The following is a 17,326-nucleotide window of genomic DNA, read 5'->3' as shown; positions in this document are numbered from 1 at the left end:
CAATAGTGCCCAAAATAAGGGGCGAAATGGCTAAATTTAAAGAAATTTTATCCGATATCAACGAATTAATAGTTTTTAAACACTCGGTTTTCGCGCTACCGTTTATCTTTACGGCGATGATTACTGCAAGCAAGCTGCAAAGCGGCTCGGTATGGTTCGGCTGGAAGCTGCTTTTTCTGGGGATTTTATGTGCGGTGAGCGCGAGAAGCTTCGCAATGGCGCTAAATCGCTACCTGGACGAGGACATCGATCGCACCAATCCGCGTTGTGCTTCGCGCCCCAGTGTGGACGGACGGATCGGGCGCGGGAATTTACTGCTTTTCATCATCGCAAACGCGGTGGTTTTCATAGCGGTTTCAGCGCTTATAAATCCTTTGGCGCTTAAGCTTTCGGTGCCGATTTTAGCGGCATTGGGCGGCTATTCATATTTTAAGCGCTTTAGCGAGACCGCGCATTTAATGCTCGGCTTTTGCTTGGGGCTTGCGCCGATTGCGGGAGCGATCGCCGTTAGCGGCGTAATTCCGCTATGGTCGGTGTTGCTATGCTTTGGAGTAGTATTTTGGGTAGGCGGCTTTGACGTGTTGTATTCGCTTCAAGATATGGAATTTGACCGCACGGCTGGGCTTTACAGCATCCCTGCGCTTTACGGCAAGGAAGCTTCAATGTTTATCTCCAAAATTTTTCACGCCGTAGCGGTGCTTTTTTGGCTGCTGTTTTGCGCAGCGGCAAATTTAGGCTTTTTTGCCTATCTGGGCGTGGCTGCGTGCGCGACGATCCTGTACTTCGAGCATAAGATCGTGCAGAAAGATTTTAGCAAGATTGATCGTGCGTTTTTCACGCTCAACGGCTACTTGGGCATCGCCTTTTTTGCTTTTGTTTTTGTAAATTTATTTTAAGGAACCCCTATGGATCTTAACACTATCATCATTTTAGGACTTTGCGTCGTTATATTTTTAATGTTTTTCGTCATATATTTTAAAGACAAGCAAGTGGATAAAAAATTCGAACGCTTCGATCAGGTGCTGACTGACGCTATGCAGGAAAACTATCTGCTTAAAAAGAAGGTCGAGGAGCTAAAAGATATGATCGATTCGGGCGGCAAAGTCGCTCCCAATATCGATATAAACGCGATTGCAGATGTGATCGACGAGACGATAGAGCAGAGACTAGACGTAGTGCCTACGATGATCGACGAGCGGGTAGAAAAGCAGATCAGACCGCTACTAGATCAGCTTAAAGAGCTCATAGGCTCGGTAAGAAAATAGCCTGAGCAATATAAAAATAAAATTTTGCAAAATCGCTTTGTTTTTTATATAATCGCCGCAAATTGATATTAAGGCAAAATATGCTAATTGATAAATTTGGACGAACGATCGATTATTTGCGCATTTCGGTTACGCAGCGGTGTAATTTCAGATGCAGATATTGCATGCCTGCTACGCCGTTTAACTGGGTGCCGCGAGAGAATATTTTAAGCTTTGAGGAGATGTTTTTATTCGTCAAGGTTGCGATCGACGGCGGCGTAAAAAAGATCCGCATAACCGGCGGCGAACCGCTAGTGCGAAAGGGGATCGAAGATTTTATAAAGATGATCGCGGATTACGCTCCGGACATCGATCTTGCGCTTACCACCAACGGGTATTATCTCAAAAACTACGCGCGCGCCTTGAAAGACGCGGGGCTAAAGCGCATCAATATGTCGCTTGACTCGCTGCGTCCGGAGCGAGCTAAATTTATAGCTCAGCGCGGCGTGCTTTATAACGTCCTGGAGGGCCTTGACGCCGCGCTTGAAGCGGGGCTAAAGGTCAAGCTAAATACCGTCGCGCTAAAAGGGATCAACGACGACGAGCTTATTTATTTGCTGGAATTTGCCCGCGAGAAGGATTGTCAGATCCGCTTCATAGAATTTATGGAAAACACCCATGCCGGCGATCTTACAGGCTTAAAATCAAACGAAATTTTAGATATTTTAAGGCGTAAATTTGTCTTTACCGCTCTGCCGAAATCGCAAAGTTCGCCCGCGTCGCTTTACGCGCTCGGGGACGGCTACACCTTCGGTATCATCGATCCGCACAAGCATGATTTTTGCGAGAGCTGCAACCGCATCAGACTAAGCGCCGAGGGGCTTTTGATCCCTTGTCTTTACTTCGAGGACGCACTAAGTATCAAAAAGGCGGTCAAAGAGGGCGACATCGCCGCCGCCGCCGAAATTTTAGCTAAAATTTTAGCGAATAAGCCCGAAAAAAATCGCTGGCAGACGGACGCTTCGAATGAAATTTCAAGTCGCGCATTTTACGAGACGGGCGGATGAGGCTCGTAGAGAGCTTTTTAAGCATCCAAGGCGAGGGCAAATACGCAGGCAGGCTCGCGTTTTTCTTTCGCTTTGCGGGCTGTAATCTGCGCTGTGCGGGCTTCGGCGGCGAGCGCATTTCGCCAAAGACCGGCGCGATCTTGCGCGGTTGCGATACGATCCGTGCAGTCTTTACGAACCACTTCGAGCACGAAAAAATTTTAAATTTATCGCAGCTTTTGAATAAAATTCCAAATTTATCAGGTTCGTCCTGTTTCGCACCTGCTTGCTCTGCGCCGGGTTTTTGCGCCGCCGAGTCTTTTTCTGAAAGCGATACGTTAAATTCTGTTGCTGTGCAAACATCTCCTCGTCCAAACGGTAGCGCAGAAAAATCTTTAAATTTAACGAGCGAGAATTCTTTAAATTTCGCGGCGCAGAATTTTTTAAATTTAAATCCGCAAAGCTCCGCATCGCCTCAGAGCGCTAAGCTTTATCAAAAGCCTATCATCGTTATCACCGGCGGCGAGCCGATGTTACATCACAAAGAGGCGCTATTTTACGAGTTCGTCTGCGAGCTGCTCGCGCGCGGACACGCAGTGCACTTCGAAACCAACGGCACGATTTTAGTGGATTTTGAAAAATTTCCCGCCTACAAAAGCTGCGTCTTTGCGGTCTCGCCTAAGCTTTCAAACTCCGCCGAGCCGCGCGAACGCAGGTTAAACTTCGCCGCGCTGCGAAGCTTAAAACAAAACGCAAAAGATAGTTTTTACAAGTTCGTCATCTCGCCCGAGTTTGACGCGCAGCCCGAGATTAGAGAAATTTTAGCGGCGTGCGAGAGCGAAGTTTATTGTATGCCGCGCGGCGCAGATCGTCGCGAGCTGGAAAGTGGCGCGCAATTTTGCGTGGATTTTTGCCTAAAAAACGGCTATAATTACTCCGATCGCCTGCACATTAGAATTTGGGGCGAGAAGGACGGGGTATGATAATCAGGAAATTATACGAATTCGAAAACGCTCACATCGTGCGCCTGTGCGGCTCGAAGCGGTGCCGCACTAGCATCCACGGCCACTCCTACAGATGCGAAATTTTGCTTAGCTCAAATTTTTTGGATGAAGCGGGGATGGTTTATGATTTCGGCTACATGAAGCTCGGTATCCGCGAACTAATCGATAGTTTTGACCACGCTACGACGATCTATGCGCGCGATTATGCGGGCTATATCGCGGATCTTAAAAAACACAGCGCGCGCTGGGTACAGATACCGCTAAATCCGAGCGCGGAGCAGTTTTGTAGAATTTTTTTCGTCCTAATTGACCGACTTTTGAGCTTAACTCAGATGCAAAACGGCGAGCGCGAAGTAAAGCTTCACAGCGTCATCGTGCACGAAACGGCCACCGGCTACGCGCAGTGCTTCCGCGAGGACGCCTACAACGCGCAGATGGGCGAGATCGCGCTGGATGAGATAGAATTCTCGCCCGCCGTGCGCGAGGAGTGGAGGCAGCCGGAGCTTTGGCAAAAGCTACTGCGCGGCGAAAAAATCATCTATCCAAAGGATTGCTGATGAGAAATTTCTTTAAATTTGGCGCGGGATTTGTGCGCGTTTTTGCCACATGCGCGATCTTTGCCTGCGCGCTTGCTTTGAGCGGCTGTGACGATGAGAAAAAGGACACCTTGCAAAAGCCGCCGGTAGATAGCGAGGTGCCAAAGGACGTGCCTATCGCGCCTAGCGAGCCTAAAGTCGATATAAATGCCGATATGCCGCCGCTTCCGGTGACCGAATAGGACGGAGCGTTGAAAAATCAGCGGCTAAATTTGAAAATTTTTAAAATTTGCATAGTTCGTATGCGGCGTGCGAGCGCGATTTCGGTGTCTTTTTTGCCTATGCGATCTGCGCAGAGAAATTCTAAATTTTTATCCACAAAATTTCATTCTTGGCGCAAGAGATACGGCGCGAAATCGGGGTTGAACGCGCGCGCGGTAAATTTTGGCGCAATAAATAGCCGCGGCCGCTTTGAATGGTTTTTAAAATTTCAAAGGCGCGGAGCAGGCCTGCTTTATCTTGCGCCGGAAAAATTTGCGTTGAAATTCGGTCGTTTCGGCTCTAGCCGCGCAAAATTTTATCCCGCAAATTTAATCTTACGGCGGAAGTGATGGATTATCTGTATCAAAGCGCCCTGGGCTTTCATAAATTTTTCGCGCTAGCTGCGGCGATTTTAACGATAATTTATCTGATTTTTACCCAGCTTAAGATCGACGCGGCGGCAGAATTTTGCCCGCGCGGCAAGGCTTTAAATTCCGCCACCTCCGCGCCGCAAGCCAAAAATTTAAAGCAAAAGAGCAGATCGGGGCTTAGATTTCTTAGGCGCATTAGGCTGTTTTTGCCGATATATTATGCGACTCTCGCGGCGCTGATAATTAGCGGAAGCGTGATGCTGCCGGTGCTGCGCTTTGATCTGAGCTTTAAAATTTACTTTATGGCGGTCGGATCGCTAGCGATGATCGCGCTTAGCGCGGTATCGTACAAGCGGCTGAAAATCGCGTATCTAAGTCAAAACTTTGCGCCGTATCAGCGCAAAATGCGGGTGATTTTGGGGCTAAACTTAGCGATAATTTTGATAGCGAGTGTTATTTGATGGTATATTTTTACGATAAGTTTGCAGGCGAACGGAGCCTAGTTTTGCAGAATGATCAGTTTTTGCACCTAAAGGCTAGGCGAGCAAGGGCGGGCGAGCGCATAGACGTGCGAAATCTAAAGGACGGGGCGAGTTATCTATATGAGATCGCCGAAATTTCGCGTAAGGGCGCGGCTCTAAATTTAGTTTTTAAAAGCTCTGTTTTTACGCCGAGCCACGATTTTTGCGTCGCTTGGGCGGTCGTCGAGAGCGCCGTGATCGAAAAGAGCCTGCCTGCACTAAATGAGATGGGCGTCGGGCGGCTTGTTTTGGTCTATGCCGATCTGTCGCAGAAAAACGTGCGGCTCGATCTGCAGAGGATGGAGCGGATTTTGATCAACTCGTCGCAGCAGTGCGGGCGAAATTCCATCATGCAGATCGAGGTTTTGAGCAGCTCGGACGAGCTTGCGCAAAGATATGAAAACGTAAGCCTGATCGATTTTGGCGGCAAGAACATCGACATTTTCGGCGGCGACGAGATCGCGTTCGTCGGCCCCGAAGGCGGGTTTTCGCCGCGCGAAAGGGAGAAATTCAAAAACGCCTATGCGCTTAATAGCCCTTATATTTTGCGCTCAAACACCGCGCTGATCGCAACTTGCGCGAAGCTGATGTTTTAAACGCTCGGCAAATTTTAAAATTTAAAAGTCGTGCGCTTTAAATTTTGGAATTTAAAATTTGCTCTGCGCGATCCGCTATATTTATCTGCGGCTTGACGCGCGGTGCGTATTGCTGCGGCATATCTTCGCGCGCTATATTTGCACGCCGCAGTAAATCAAAATTTTACCCGCAAAGCAGGCTAAATTTTAAAATTTCGCGTCCAAAAAAGCATATTCAAAAAGAAAATCCACGCTTTGCCGAGAGTTTTTTTAAAACCCTTTAAATTTGCTTTTTAGATAAAAAAGTTGTATAATCGCTGCCTTTTAAAATCATCAAAAAGGATCAAAAATGAAAAAAGATATCCATCCGAACTTTGTCGAAACGACCGTTACCTGCGCTTGCGGAAACACTTTTAAAACGCGCTCGAACAAGCCTGAAATCCGCGTCGACATCTGCTCCAAATGCCATCCGTTTTTCACCGGCAGCGAGAAGATCGTAGATAGCGCGGGCCGCGTCGAGAAATTTAAGCAAAAATACGGAATGAAATAGTTGCTATATCTCATTCCTACGCCGATAGGAAATCTAAGCGATATCTCGAGCCGCGCGCTTGAGGTATTGCAAAGCTGCGAAATCCTAATCTGCGAGGATACGAGAGTTTCAAAAAAACTTCTAAACTTATTATCCGATAAATTTCAAATTTCATTTAAAATTTCACAGTTTTACTCGCTGCACACGCACAACGAAGCGGAGTTTTTCGCGGGCTTTAATCCGTCGCTTCTGCGCGAAAAAGTTTGCGCATACGTAAGCGACGCAGGCATGCCCTGCATCAGCGATCCGGGAATTGCGCTCGTAAAATTTGCGCAACGAAGTAGCATAACCTACGAGGTGCTTAGCGGTGCAAACGCTCTGCTGCTCGCAGCCGCCGCAAGCGGACTGGTGGAGAAAGAATTTAGCTTTTTAGGCTTTTTGAACAATGACGGCGCGCAGCGCAAAGCTCAGATTCTAAATTTAATGCAAAGCCCCTATCCGTGCGTACTATATGAATCCCCAAAGCGTGTGGTAAAGCTAATAGAGCAGATCGCTGGGATCGATGCGCAGCGCAAAATTTTTGCGATTAAGGAAGCCACGAAAAAATTTGAAACCAAATTTTTCGGTAGCGCCGCAGAGCTCTTGCTGAAGCTAAAAAGTGCAAATTTAAACGGCGAGTGGTGCGTCGTGATTGACGGCGCAGGCGAGAAAAGCTTTGAAAAAATCACGCAGGAAGATATTCTCTCGCTTGAAATCGCGCCGAAAATAAAAGCGAAACTGCTCTCAAAAATCAGCGGCGAACCCGCCAAAGAAATATATAAAAATTTGATACGCTAAGTCATATTTTAACCGTTTTTCGCTAAAATCTCAAAATGATTATTTACGGCAAGCAGCTGTTTTTGCACCTTTTAAACCGGCATCCGCGGAAATTTATCCGCATCATCCTTGCAAAGGAGTGCGAGAAAGAAATTTTTAAAAAGATCGCCGCGACCGGCGTAAAGATCGAGCGCGCCGATGCGAAAAAAGCTCAAGCCCTTGCTCGCGGCGGCAACCATCAAGGCTTTTTAGCCGAGGTGGAGGAGTTTAGCTTCGGCGATCTGGCTAGCGTCAAAGACGATAAATTTGTGCCGATCCTTTACGGGCTTACCGATGTCGGAAACATCGGCGCGATAATGCGTAGCGCCTATGCTTTGGGCGCGAACAGCGTGATCGTCGTCGCAAATAATCTAAATATGGCTGGCGTAGTGCGCGCAAGCTCGGGTGCGGCGTATGAGCTAAACGTCGTTAAGGTCTCGGACGGGCTTAGCGTGATAAACGAGCTTAAACAAAGCCGCTTTGAAATTTACGCCGCGAGTGCGGACGGGACGAACTTTAAGGAGTTAGAGCTCGGCGCGAAAAACGCACTCGTAATGGGGAACGAAGAAGAGGGGATACCTGGCAGGGCGCTTAAAAAATGCGACTGCGCGGTATCGATAAAGATGCGCGAAGGCTGGGACTCGCTTAACGTAAGCGCGGCATTTGCGATACTATGCGATGGAATTTTAAATGGAAGAAATAGAAGAGAAGTTAAATAATACGGACGAGCGGGCGGAACAAACCGAGAAGCCGGAGCAAACGCAGCAGCCAAAAAGCAGCGATCTAGATAAATTAAAATCTATGGATCTGATCGAGATAGCGCGCACGACGCGCATCGACGCGCAAAATTTAGAATACATCATAAATAAAGACTTCGAGAAACTAGCAAATTTTAATGTTAGGGGCTACATTAAAATTTTAGAGCGCGAGTTCGGGCTGGATCTATCGGACTGGCTTAGCGAGTTTGAGAGCGCCAAAGCGAGCTTTGCGCCCGTTAAAAAGGCCAAAGTCGAGCAGGTCTATGGTCAAAGGGTCAGCCCTAACAAAAGCGGCAGCTGGCTTTTATGGCTGCTTGCAATGGTATTAATCATAGGTGCAATCTTTTATTTCGGACTTTATAAAAGCTTCGGCGAATTTTTGGGCTCGCTTTTATGGGAGCAAAACAAAACCACCTATTCTGACGCTCCGATTGTAAACAATACTCAAAAAAAGCTTGAAAACATCGGTATCGACGTCGTTTCGCACAACGCTACAGATGAAAAATTCGCATTAAAGTCAAATGCCAATGCAGCCGCTGCTGCGGATGAAAATTTAAGCTCGCTCAATGCACTGGACCGCTCTATCAGGATCGAGCGCGCGAGTATTAAGACTGAGGAAAATTCTACCGACGAAAACGCCACGCAAAGCAAACCGGCACCCAGCAAAGATATCGTGCTTAATCCGCGCGGTAAGATGTGGATCGGCGTTATTGATTTAAAAAGCGGCAAGAAGCGCGAGATGGTCATAAATACCCCTTACGTCGTCGCTTCGCAAGGAGATGAGGAGCTGCTAATCTCTACCGGTCACGGGATGTTTGAGCTCGGCAAAGCCGATGGCAACGTAACTTTCAGCGAAAGAAACACTCAAAAATTCCACGTCAAAGATGGCAATATCACTAAAATTTCAGCCGATGAGTTTCTGCGCTTAAACAAGGGCAAAAAGTGGTAAAGCTCTCGCTCGTAGGGCTTTTGCCGCCACCGAGAGTAAAATTTTGGCTTTCTGCGGCGAGTGCGACCTAAATTAAACCTAGGAGCGTAAATTTAAAGAGTTTTAAAATGCGCTGCCTTGGATAAAATTTCAAGTGGTGTATATAAAATTTTAAGCGTTGTGGGCGCCTGAGTGTTAAATTTAAGAGGCGTCGTCCACGGCGCCGTGCAAAACGGCAGCTTTAATCGTTATCGTTTTGATCGGACGTAAATTTAAACAGCGCCGCAAAGGGTCGTGATGCTCTAAATTTAAACAATCAATGCCCCCGCGGTTTTAAAATTTTAGCGAGGTAAAAGTTTAAATTGCCCGAGCAATATAAAAAGCGCCGCCGCATCGCCGCTAAAGCTTGAAATTTTAGCCTCCGTGCAGCGCGAGCAGATCGCGGCGTTAAGACGCAAAATTTTAAATTTAAATAAAGCTTGAAAATTACTTTAAAATAAAAGGTTTGAGATGTTTGACGAAATCCGTTTTTCAAAAATCGAGCGTTTGCCCAATTACGTTTTTGCCGAGGTCAATGCCATAAAAATGGCTGCACGTAGGGCCGGCGAGGATATAATCGATTTTTCAATGGGCAATCCTGACGGCAGGACGCCGCAGCATATAATCGATAAGCTTTGCGAAAGCGCGCAAAAGGACAAGACCCACGGCTACTCCGTAAGTCAGGGCATCTACAAGCTGCGACTTGCGTGCGCGAATTGGTACAAGCGCAAATATGGCGTGATCTTGGATCCGGAAAGCGAGATCGTCGCGGTGATGGGCTCCAAAGAGGGCTTCGTGCATCTAACAAGCGCGATCGTAAATCCGGGCGATGTCGCGGTGGTGCCTGATCCCGCGTATCCGATACATACTCAAGCCTTCATCATCGCGGGAGGTAACGTCGTTAAAATCCCGCTTGCCTATGATGAGAATTTAAATTTTAATGAGAACAAATTTTTCATCGATCTGCAAAAAACCTTCGACGAGAGCATTCCTCGTCCAAAATACGTCGTCGTAAATTTCCCGCACAACCCCACCACCGTCGTCGTGCAAAAGAGCTTCTACGAGCGGTTCGTGGCGATGGCGCGGCAGGAGCGGTTTTATATCATCAGCGATATCGCTTACGCAGAGATCGCTTTTGAGGGTTACAAAACTCCGTCGATCTTTGAGGTCCAGGGCGCAAAGGATGTCGCAGTCGAGGCATACACGCTTTCTAAAACCTACAATATGGCGGGCTGGCGCGTGGGTTTTGTTAGCGGCAACAAAAAGCTTGTCGCCGCGCTTAAAAAGATCAAATCGTGGTTTGATTACGGCATGTTTACGCCGATCCAAGTAGCCGCCACGATCGCGCTAGACGGGCCGCAGGAGTGCGTAGAGCAGATCCGCGCGAGCTATGAGAAGCGTAGAAATTTTTTGATTGACGCTTTTGCGGACGCGGGCTGGCAGATCGCAAAACCTAGCGCGTCGATGTTTGCATGGGCGAAATTACCGCCAGCGGCGTCTCATCTAAGGAGTATGGAGTTTTCCAAACAGCTTCTTACCAAGGCGCGCGTCGCCGTAAGTCCCGGCGTGGGTTTTGGCGCGGCGGGAGACGATTACGTGCGGATCGCTTTTATCGAAAACGAAAACAGGATTCGCCAGGCCGCTAGAAATATAAAAAAATATTTGAAAGAGATCTGATGAAGGTAGCGATTTTAGGCGTCGGTACCGTAGGTAGCGAAGTTGCAAACATTTTGATCAAAAACAAAGATATCATCCTTGCGCGCGCGGGCGTTAGCATAGAGCCAGTAATCGGACTTGTGCGCGATACGAGTAAAAAGCGCGATGTGCAAATTCCGCTTAGCAGCGACGCAAAAAGCATCATTGAGCGTGATGACATCGACGTTTTTGTAGAGCTTATGGGTGGAATAGAAAAGCCCTACGAGATCGTAAGCGAAATTTTAAAGCGCAAAAAAGCGGTCATTACCGCAAATAAGGCACTTTTGGCTTATCATCGCTACAAGCTTCAGGCTTTGGCGGGCGATACGCCTTTTGGCTTTGAAGCGAGTGTGGCGGGCGGAATTCCGATTATCAAAACCCTGCGCGAGGGGCTAAGCGCCAATCGTATCGAAAAAATAATCGGCATCGTAAACGGCACGAGTAACTTCATACTTACGAATATGATGCAAAAAAACGAGAAATTTGAAGACGCGCTAAAGCGAGCTCAAGAGCTCGGATATGCCGAAGCCGATCCAAGCTTTGACATCGGTGGGTTCGATGCGGCGCATAAGCTTTTGATCTTAGCTAGCATCGCATACGGCGTGCACGGCGATCCGGAAGATATCCTAATAGAGGGGATCGAGGAGATCACGCAGGAGGATATCTATTTTGCGCGCGAATTTGATTTCATAATCAAGCTGCTTGCTGTAGCCAAGCGCGCGTGCGATAATAAAGTCGAGCTGCGCGTCCATCCTGCGCTCATTTCAAAGGATCAAATGCTTTCAAAAGTAGACGGCGTGATGAACGGCGTGAGCATCTACGGAGACTGCGTCGGCGAGAGTATGTATTACGGCCCCGGCGCCGGCGGAAGCGCTACGGCAAGTGCGGTTATAAGCGATCTTATCGACATCGCGCGCGATAACAAAAACCCGATGCTCGGATATAAAATTTTGCCGAGCGAAAATTTTATGCAAATTTTGCCGAGCGAGCAGATCCGCACGAAGTATTATTTCAGGCTGCGCGTGCGCGACGAAAAGGGCGTGCTAGCGAAGCTTACGAACATTATGAGCTTAAACGATCTTTCGATCGACAGCTTTTTGCAAAAGCCGAAGCTCAAAACGGATGAGGAAGTGACGCTGTTTTTCACGACGCATACGTGCTGCGAGAAGGATATCAAGCGCGCAATAAGCATAATTAGCGGCGAAAATTTTATCACGCAAAAGCCTTTTATGATCAGGATCGAAAGTTAAGTTGAGCTTAAAAGAATATCTTTTTGGCTTTGCCTGCGAGGACCGTGCGGCGGAATTTTTACGCGGCGAAGGGTTTGAAATTTTAAAGCGAAATTTCCGCTGTCGCTTCGGCGAGATTGATATCGTCGCGCGCAAGGGCGGAATTTTGCACTTTGTAGAGGTGAAGGCCACGAGCGGCGATTATGACGCCGTAGAGCGCGTGACGGGCGCCAAGATGGCTAAAATTTTAAAGGCGGCGGAATTTTATCTGATGAGCTGCGATACGGACGAGCCGTGGCAGATCGACGTCGTGGAAGTTTATACAAAGCAGATAAAATTTATCGCCAACATATCTTTTTAAATTAGAATTTTTATTATTTATTTAAGATAATAAACTATAATCCGCGGAATTTTAACACAAGGAGAACATTATGGGAAAGTATATAGAGCTTACTTCGGAGAATTTCGACGTTATTAAAGAGGGTGTCGCGCTAGTCGATTTTTGGGCACCTTGGTGCGGGCCGTGCCGTATGATCGCCCCGATCATCGAGGAGCTTGCGAACGATTACGAGGGCAAGGCTAAAATTTGCAAAGTAAATACCGACGAAGCGCAGGATCTTGCGGTGCAGTTCGGCGTCCGCTCGATCCCTACGATTCTATTTTTCAAAGACGGCGAGCTAAAAGCTCAGCTCATCGGTGCGCAATCCAAGCAGATCATAGCCGACAAGCTAAACTCGCTTCTGTAAATTTTAAAAGGGCGGCTTTCGCCCTTTCTTCTCCCACTCATCGTTTTATTAATTAAATTCGTAAATTTAATACCTGCGGCTTTACTTAATAAAATAATTAAGGAGAAAAAATGTTAGATTTAGCAATTATCGGCGGCGGCCCTGCAGGGCTAGCGGCGGGGCTTTATGCTACTAGAGGCGGTTTAAAAGACGTCGTGATGTTTGAGATGGGTATGCCCGGCGGGCAGATCACCTCAAGCTCCGAGATGGAAAACTATCCGGGCGTCGCCGCGGTAACCGACGGGATGAGCTTTATGGCGCCTTGGCAGGAGCAGTGCTTCCGCTTCGGCTTAAAGCATGAGATGGTGCGCGTGCTGCGCGTCTCAAAAGACGGCGATGGAAATTTTACGATCTATCTCGAGGGCGATCAAACACGTCGCGCGCGTGCCGTTATCGTCGCTACGGGCTCTACTCCGCGCCGCGCGGGGATTGAGGGCGAGGATGAGTTCTTCGGTCGCGGCGTCAGTACCTGCGCGACCTGCGACGGGTTTTTTTATAAGGGCAAAGAGGTTGCTGTCCTCGGCGGCGGCGACACGGCGCTAGAGGAGTCGCTGTATCTAGCTAAAATTTGCTCTAAAGTCTATCTGATTCACCGTCGCGATGAGTTTCGCGCTGCGCCTTCGACCGTGCAAAAGGTGCGCGAAAGTGAAAATATCGAGCTCATCACAAACGCGCTCGTAGAGCAGATCAAGGGCGATGCAAGCGGCGTAACGGGCGTCGTCGTCAAAGATAAAACAAGCGGCGCCATGCGCGAGCTGCAGCTGCCTGGGATCTTCGTATTCGTAGGGCTTGATGTGCGAAATGAGGTGCTAAAAGACGAAAGTGGCAAGTTCATCTGCGACGTCACGCCGGGCGGACAGGTCGCGGTAAATTTAAAGATGCAAACAAGTGTACACGGGCTATTTGCGGCGGGCGATATGAGACAAGATGCGCCTAAACAAGTCGTTTGCGCGGCAGGCGACGGCGCGGTTGCCGCACTTAGCGCGATCGCGTATCTGCAAGGACACGACAAATAGGCCTATCTTCGGCGTAAAATTTCACGGCGCGGCGAGCGAAACTACTTCCGCCGCGCTTTAAATTTAAAACCACGCCTGAAATTTTGAATGAAATTTTGATATAAAAAAAGCGGCTAAATTTTAAAATTTTATCAAATTTAGCCGTAAAATGAGGCGCTTACTGCCTTTCGTAGAAGCCCGCGATGATATCTTTTGACTTCGTTTTATTTACAGGATCTTCTTTGCCGTTCGTGATGAGTTTAAATTTATCGGACAGACTTACGCTTTTATCAGCATTTACGATAAAATTTAGCTCGATAGCAAGCTTTGATGATCCACCTTCTTTATGTCCGAAGCTCGCGTCCAATTGCTCTGCGGTTATTTGCGAGTAATAAATGGCTGCTTTTAAGCGCTCTATAATAGAGTCTATGTAGATTTCGGTATCGCTTTCTTTTAGTATCTCCCCTTTTAATTTGTCGTCGCAATCGACCGACTTCCATTCCTCCTCAAAAATTCTATTTTGCCTTTGGTTTTTAAGCGTTTCTTGAAATTTAGCTTCGTTTAATTTACAGTGTTCTTTTGCCAGCTTAAGCAAACCTTGCGCGTCGTAAGCCTTGCCCTCATAAAAAGTCATAACCCTTTTTAAAGATGAGTCTAACATCTCTTGTTTATATGATTTAAGCCTATGCTCTACATCCACGTCGCAGACCATCTTAACCGTCTTTAATCCGCCGTTTTCCTCTTTGCTCCAGGTGATATTTTTGCAGATTTTCGAGCCCTTAATCGCCGCGCCGATACTCATAGATTCAAAATCCGGCAGGGTGTAGTTTTTGACAAGCCCCACATCGTCATCGCCGCATCCCGCAAAAATCAACGCCGCAAGCGCAGCACCTAGCGCATATTTCATCTTTGATCCTTTGAAATAAATTCTGAAAATAATACTACCGATCTCCACTTAATAACGTATAAATTTAAAGCCGAAATTTGAAATAAATTCGCAAAGCGCTAGAGATCAAGAATCGTAAAAGTAAAATTTAATGAAAGAATTTGGCGAGAGAGGGAGGGAATCGAACCCCCCGGAAAACGGTCAACCGCCCTCCTATCGGATTTGAAGTCCGCAGACGCCACCAGGTCGCCATCCTCTCCAAATGTGGCAAATTATAGCGAGATAAAATTTATTTAGCTTTAAAGAGGCTAAATTTCAAACCCTTTCGGCTCATTATTAGCGACGGCAGGATTATGAGCGCGCCCAAAAGTAGCAGGCTCATCACCAGACATATCAGCAGCCCGAAGTAGATCGTAGGCCAGAAATTGCTCATCATCATCACGCTGAATCCCAAAATGATCGCAAACGACGTATAATACATCGCGTATCCGATACTTGCGTGGCTCGCGCGGATTGCCGCGGCCTCGTCGCCCAGGCGCGCAAACTCCCGTTTGTAGCGGTAGATGTAGTGGATGACGTCGTCCACGCCGATACCGATGCTAATCGCTGCTATCGTGATACTCATGATATCCAGCGGGATGCCTGCAACCCCCATGATGCCGAAGCAGGCGCAAAGCGGGATTAAATTTACGACGATCGCGATAAGCGCGTATGACAGCGAGCGAAAGATGATCACGAAAAGCACGAAAAGCACGAGCACGGTGATACCCAAAGTGCCTATCTGTGAGCTCATCAGGCTTTGAAGCATATTGTTATAAAGCACCATTATGCCGCTGATCTGCGCGCTTGCCTGCTCGCCTTCGAGCAAAGAATTTAGCCCGCTTTGCAGATCTTTTAGGAATTTTGCTCTGCGTAAGCGCGGATCGCTGTCTATCGTGCGGACGCTAAAGTGCGCCTCGTTCGCTTCGATATTTACAAAAGGTGAAAGCACCATCTCGCGGTAGTTTTCCGGCATTTCAGAGTAGATTAGAGCAAGGCTTAGATCGTCCAGATCGCGCCCCTGATTAATCTGCTTGCCGAGCTTTAAAAGCGATGCGAGCGAGCTTACGTTGCCAATAAACTCGTGTCCCGTGACGTTTTTGTCCTTCAAAAAATCATCTATTTTGCCGATGATACGCATCTTTTCGGAGGTGAACCAATACTGCGGCTTGTTTTCGTTGGCGGCGTATTCGGCTTCGAAATCGCCAAAATCGTCGCTCGCAGTGGAATTTTGTTCTAAATTTGCGGCGTGGGTTTGATCTGAATTTGCGGCGTCGCTTGGTTGTGTTGCCGCAGCGGAACCTTGGGGCATAGAATTTTCTGCAATAGAATTTTGTATCGCGGCGGTAGAATTCTGAGTAGCGGAATTTTGCGCGATAGAATTTTGCCGAGTAGAATTTGCCGCAAAATTTCGCCCAGCGGGATTGGAATTTTCGCCGTTTTTAGAATTTACGCTTCCGCTAGCAGAATCTGCGCCGCTCGCGCTTTTAAATTTAACGACGATATCAAGCGGGATCGTTCCGCCGAGATTTGTATCGATAACCTCCATACCCGCGCGGATGTCGGTGCTTTTTTTAAAGTAGCCGATGAAGCTGTTTTCGACGCGCAGCTGCGAGATACCGTATAGTCCAAAGATCACCGCCGCAGCGCACACGCCATAGACCGCGCTTCTGCTACGTAGCGCCGTTTCGGCGCACCAAAGCGTAAATTTAAAATGCTGCTCGAAGCTGCGGTTATTGTGCGTGCGCCTTAGAAGCGACATAACCGCGCCGAATACTCCAAATGCCGTAACTAGCGAGATACTGATGCCTACGCTCATCATAATTCCCAGAGAAATTACGGGCTTTATATCGCAAAAAATTAGCGACATAAAGCCGATAACGGTCGTAAAGATCGCGAAAAAGCAGGGTCTTGCGCGCTCGCGCAGCACTGCATAAACGAGCTGACGCTGCGAAAAGGCGTGAAAGCGCGCGCTAAACTCGCGGTAGGCGACGATTAGGTGGATACAGACCGAAACCGTGATGATGAGCTGAAGCGCTATGAAATTTGAGCTAATCACCGTGACCTCAAAGCTCAAAAAGCCGAATAATCCCGCTGCGAGTACGACCGAATACGCGCAGATGATAAGCGGCAGCAGGATAAATTTCGCCTGTCTAAAAAATAGCCAAAAGCAAGCTAACAGAAGCACCAAGGCGCCGAGTCCGTAGGTCGCCAGATCCGAGCGGACGTAGCCCACCATGTCGTCGGCGATCATATTTAATCCGCCCAAAAACAGCCGATCGCCCGCAAATTCCTTCTCAAAGCCTGCGATCAGCGCGCGCAAAGCCACAATGTCGCGATGATCCTTTTCACGTAGCTCGTCGCGGTAGGATTTAAAATTTTGCTCCGAAGCTTTAAGCGTATCTTTGAGCTGTGAAATTTGAGCCTTGGAGCGGTTGCTCTCATGCTCCGCTTGCTCTAGAGCGCTTTTGGCTCCGTCTCTTAGGTGCAAAAGCTCCTCGTAGCGGATCTGCGGCTTTAAATTTATTAAAATTGCGGTAGTGCGAAAATCGGCGCTTACTAAATTTGATGCGTAAAAGGGGCTTGTGGCGAACTCGCGCCTAGCCGCAGTTAAATTTACGTCCGCGTCGGTAAGGGTGGGTATGTGCTTAAGCAGCTCGCTCATACCGCCACCTTTGTTTAGCAAAAGCGGCACATTCGTGATGTCCGTGACGCTAGCGACGAAATCAAGCTTGGAAAAAGCCGCATCCATCTGCTCTATTTTGCGGATCGTCTCGGGCGCTAAAAGATCGCCCGCGGGAGTGTATGCAAGCACCAAGAAATTCGGCGTTTCGTAGCGTTTGGATACTTCGCGCCAAATTTGAAGGTCTTTGTCATTATCTAGTAGAAGCGTCTGGCTCGAAGCGTCGATCTCTAGCTTTGTGGAGTAATATCCGAAAAAGAGCGCCAGCGCCGTAAACAGCGCAAGCGTGATTTTCGGAAACGCGACGATTAGGCGAAAAATTTTTTTCAAATACCGCTCTTTTAGGC

General features: G+C 48.0%; 19 protein-coding genes, 1 tRNA gene and 1 pseudogene. 18 read left to right on the top strand and 3 right to left on the bottom strand.

Features of this window, described 5'->3' with window-relative positions:
• Window positions 1–26: 26 nt before the first annotated feature.
• The 18 genes and pseudogenes from mqnP to trxB all read left to right on the top strand — a co-directional run bounded on the left by mqnP (window position 27) and on the right by trxB (window position 13,392).
• Entirely contained in the window at window positions 27–896 is an 870-nt protein-coding gene (gene mqnP / locus Q0614_RS05575) for a menaquinone biosynthesis prenyltransferase MqnP (RefSeq protein ID WP_298787128.1), read from the top strand.
• Window positions 897–905: 9 nt separating this feature from the next.
• Entirely contained in the window at window positions 906–1,265 is a 360-nt protein-coding gene (locus Q0614_RS05570) for a hypothetical protein (protein ID WP_298787125.1), read from the top strand.
• Between the two features lie 80 nt (window positions 1,266–1,345).
• Window positions 1,346–2,311 carry a GTP 3',8-cyclase MoaA gene (gene moaA, locus Q0614_RS05565; protein ID WP_298787124.1) on the top strand — a complete coding sequence of 322 codons (966 nt, stop codon included), beginning with the start codon at window positions 1,346–1,348 and terminating at the stop codon, window positions 2,309–2,311.
• Window positions 2,308–2,550, top strand: a pseudogene (locus Q0614_RS05560) (7-carboxy-7-deazaguanine synthase QueE); the annotation flags it as partial. The gene moaA and the pseudogene Q0614_RS05560, both read left to right, overlap by 4 nt.
• Complete coding sequence (locus tag Q0614_RS05555; RefSeq protein ID WP_366125043.1) at window positions 2,530–3,273, top strand: hypothetical protein; 744 nt, start codon at window positions 2,530–2,532, stop codon at window positions 3,271–3,273. The pseudogene Q0614_RS05560 and the gene Q0614_RS05555, both read left to right, overlap by 21 nt.
• Window positions 3,270–3,851 (top strand): 6-carboxytetrahydropterin synthase, encoded by a 582-nt coding sequence (locus Q0614_RS05550; protein WP_298787123.1) that lies wholly within the window; start codon window positions 3,270–3,272, stop codon window positions 3,849–3,851. The genes Q0614_RS05555 and Q0614_RS05550 overlap by 4 nt, the downstream gene beginning before the upstream one ends.
• Complete coding sequence (locus tag Q0614_RS05545; protein WP_297913858.1) at window positions 3,851–4,072, top strand: hypothetical protein; 222 nt, start codon at window positions 3,851–3,853, stop codon at window positions 4,070–4,072. Before Q0614_RS05550 ends, Q0614_RS05545 begins: the two co-directional genes overlap by 1 nt.
• 368 nt (window positions 4,073–4,440) lie before the next feature.
• Window positions 4,441–4,923: a hypothetical protein gene (locus tag Q0614_RS05540; protein WP_298787122.1), complete on the top strand. Its 483-nt coding sequence runs from the start codon at window positions 4,441–4,443 to the stop codon at window positions 4,921–4,923.
• Window positions 4,923–5,579: a 16S rRNA (uracil(1498)-N(3))-methyltransferase gene (locus Q0614_RS05535; RefSeq protein ID WP_298787126.1), complete on the top strand. Its 657-nt coding sequence runs from the start codon at window positions 4,923–4,925 to the stop codon at window positions 5,577–5,579. The genes Q0614_RS05540 and Q0614_RS05535 overlap by 1 nt, the downstream gene beginning before the upstream one ends.
• A gap of 328 nt (window positions 5,580–5,907) precedes the next feature.
• Window positions 5,908–6,108, top strand: a complete 201-nt coding sequence (gene rpmE, locus Q0614_RS05530) for a 50S ribosomal protein L31 (RefSeq protein ID WP_298787121.1) — start codon at window positions 5,908–5,910, stop codon at window positions 6,106–6,108.
• On the top strand, window positions 6,109–6,924 hold the full coding sequence (gene rsmI / locus Q0614_RS05525; RefSeq protein WP_298787120.1) for a 16S rRNA (cytidine(1402)-2'-O)-methyltransferase: 816 nt from the start codon (window positions 6,109–6,111) through the stop codon (window positions 6,922–6,924).
• A gap of 35 nt (window positions 6,925–6,959) precedes the next feature.
• Window positions 6,960–7,661, top strand: a complete 702-nt coding sequence (gene rlmB / locus Q0614_RS05520) for a 23S rRNA (guanosine(2251)-2'-O)-methyltransferase RlmB (protein ID WP_298787119.1) — start codon at window positions 6,960–6,962, stop codon at window positions 7,659–7,661.
• Window positions 7,633–8,649, top strand: coding sequence for a hypothetical protein (locus tag Q0614_RS05515; protein WP_298787118.1), 1,017 nt, complete (start codon window positions 7,633–7,635; stop codon window positions 8,647–8,649). Before rlmB ends, Q0614_RS05515 begins: the two co-directional genes overlap by 29 nt.
• 489 nt (window positions 8,650–9,138) lie before the next feature.
• Window positions 9,139–10,344 (top strand): LL-diaminopimelate aminotransferase, encoded by a 1,206-nt coding sequence (locus tag Q0614_RS05510; protein ID WP_298787117.1) that lies wholly within the window; start codon window positions 9,139–9,141, stop codon window positions 10,342–10,344.
• Window positions 10,344–11,612: a homoserine dehydrogenase gene (locus Q0614_RS05505; RefSeq protein WP_298787115.1), complete on the top strand. Its 1,269-nt coding sequence runs from the start codon at window positions 10,344–10,346 to the stop codon at window positions 11,610–11,612. Before Q0614_RS05510 ends, Q0614_RS05505 begins: the two co-directional genes overlap by 1 nt.
• Window position 11,613: 1 nt before the next feature.
• Entirely contained in the window at window positions 11,614–11,952 is a 339-nt protein-coding gene (locus Q0614_RS05500; RefSeq protein WP_298787113.1) for a YraN family protein, read from the top strand.
• Between the two features lie 70 nt (window positions 11,953–12,022).
• Complete coding sequence (gene trxA, locus Q0614_RS05495) at window positions 12,023–12,337, top strand: thioredoxin (protein WP_297881795.1); 315 nt, start codon at window positions 12,023–12,025, stop codon at window positions 12,335–12,337.
• A 110-nt stretch (window positions 12,338–12,447) separates the two neighbouring features.
• The gene (gene trxB, locus Q0614_RS05490; RefSeq protein ID WP_298787111.1) at window positions 12,448–13,392 is read left to right on the top strand and encodes a thioredoxin-disulfide reductase; all 945 of its coding nucleotides are present in this window, start codon (window positions 12,448–12,450) and stop codon (window positions 13,390–13,392) included.
• 157 nt (window positions 13,393–13,549) lie between these two features.
• On the opposite strand, the gene Q0614_RS05485 is transcribed toward trxB, so the two are convergent.
• The 3 genes from Q0614_RS05485 to Q0614_RS05475 all read right to left on the bottom strand — a co-directional run bounded on the left by Q0614_RS05485 (window position 13,550) and on the right by Q0614_RS05475 (window position 17,309).
• Window positions 13,550–14,278 (bottom strand): hypothetical protein, encoded by a 729-nt coding sequence (locus Q0614_RS05485; RefSeq protein WP_298787109.1) that lies wholly within the window; start codon window positions 14,276–14,278, stop codon window positions 13,550–13,552.
• Between the two features lie 141 nt (window positions 14,279–14,419).
• Window positions 14,420–14,517, bottom strand: a tRNA-Sec gene (locus tag Q0614_RS05480).
• A gap of 29 nt (window positions 14,518–14,546) precedes the next feature.
• Complete coding sequence (locus Q0614_RS05475) at window positions 14,547–17,309, bottom strand: MMPL family transporter (protein WP_298787107.1); 2,763 nt, start codon at window positions 17,307–17,309, stop codon at window positions 14,547–14,549.
• Window positions 17,310–17,326: the final 17 nt, after the last annotated feature.

It is taken from the genome of uncultured Campylobacter sp., assembly GCF_937997595.1.
GTDB lineage: Bacteria > Campylobacterota > Campylobacteria > Campylobacterales > Campylobacteraceae > Campylobacter_B.
Note: the sequence above shows the minus strand (reverse complement) of the source record. Positions and strands in the feature narration are given on the sequence as shown.

What these genes read in the sequence shown, in the direction of transcription:
- Q0614_RS05570 (WP_298787125.1), top strand. Translation starts at nt 906, where the DNA reads ATGGATCTTAACACTATCATCATTTTAGGACTTTGCGTCGTTATATTT.
- Q0614_RS05540 (WP_298787122.1), top strand. Translation starts at nt 4,441, where the DNA reads ATGGATTATCTGTATCAAAGCGCCCTGGGCTTTCATAAATTTTTCGCG.
- Q0614_RS05505 (WP_298787115.1), top strand. Translation starts at nt 10,344, where the DNA reads ATGAAGGTAGCGATTTTAGGCGTCGGTACCGTAGGTAGCGAAGTTGCA.
- rlmB (WP_298787119.1), top strand. Translation starts at nt 6,960, where the DNA reads ATGATTATTTACGGCAAGCAGCTGTTTTTGCACCTTTTAAACCGGCAT.
- Q0614_RS05485 (WP_298787109.1), bottom strand. Translation starts at nt 14,278, where the DNA reads ATGAAATATGCGCTAGGTGCTGCGCTTGCGGCGTTGATTTTTGCGGGA.
- Q0614_RS05510 (WP_298787117.1), top strand. Translation starts at nt 9,139, where the DNA reads ATGTTTGACGAAATCCGTTTTTCAAAAATCGAGCGTTTGCCCAATTAC.
- rpmE (WP_298787121.1), top strand. Translation starts at nt 5,908, where the DNA reads ATGAAAAAAGATATCCATCCGAACTTTGTCGAAACGACCGTTACCTGC.
- trxA (WP_297881795.1), top strand. Translation starts at nt 12,023, where the DNA reads ATGGGAAAGTATATAGAGCTTACTTCGGAGAATTTCGACGTTATTAAA.
- trxB (WP_298787111.1), top strand. Translation starts at nt 12,448, where the DNA reads ATGTTAGATTTAGCAATTATCGGCGGCGGCCCTGCAGGGCTAGCGGCG.
- moaA (WP_298787124.1), top strand. Translation starts at nt 1,346, where the DNA reads ATGCTAATTGATAAATTTGGACGAACGATCGATTATTTGCGCATTTCG.
- mqnP (WP_298787128.1), top strand. Translation starts at nt 27, where the DNA reads ATGGCTAAATTTAAAGAAATTTTATCCGATATCAACGAATTAATAGTT.
- Q0614_RS05515 (WP_298787118.1), top strand. Translation starts at nt 7,633, where the DNA reads ATGGAAGAAATAGAAGAGAAGTTAAATAATACGGACGAGCGGGCGGAA.
- Q0614_RS05535 (WP_298787126.1), top strand. Translation starts at nt 4,923, where the DNA reads ATGGTATATTTTTACGATAAGTTTGCAGGCGAACGGAGCCTAGTTTTG.
- Q0614_RS05550 (WP_298787123.1), top strand. Translation starts at nt 3,270, where the DNA reads ATGATAATCAGGAAATTATACGAATTCGAAAACGCTCACATCGTGCGC.
- Q0614_RS05545 (WP_297913858.1), top strand. Translation starts at nt 3,851, where the DNA reads ATGAGAAATTTCTTTAAATTTGGCGCGGGATTTGTGCGCGTTTTTGCC.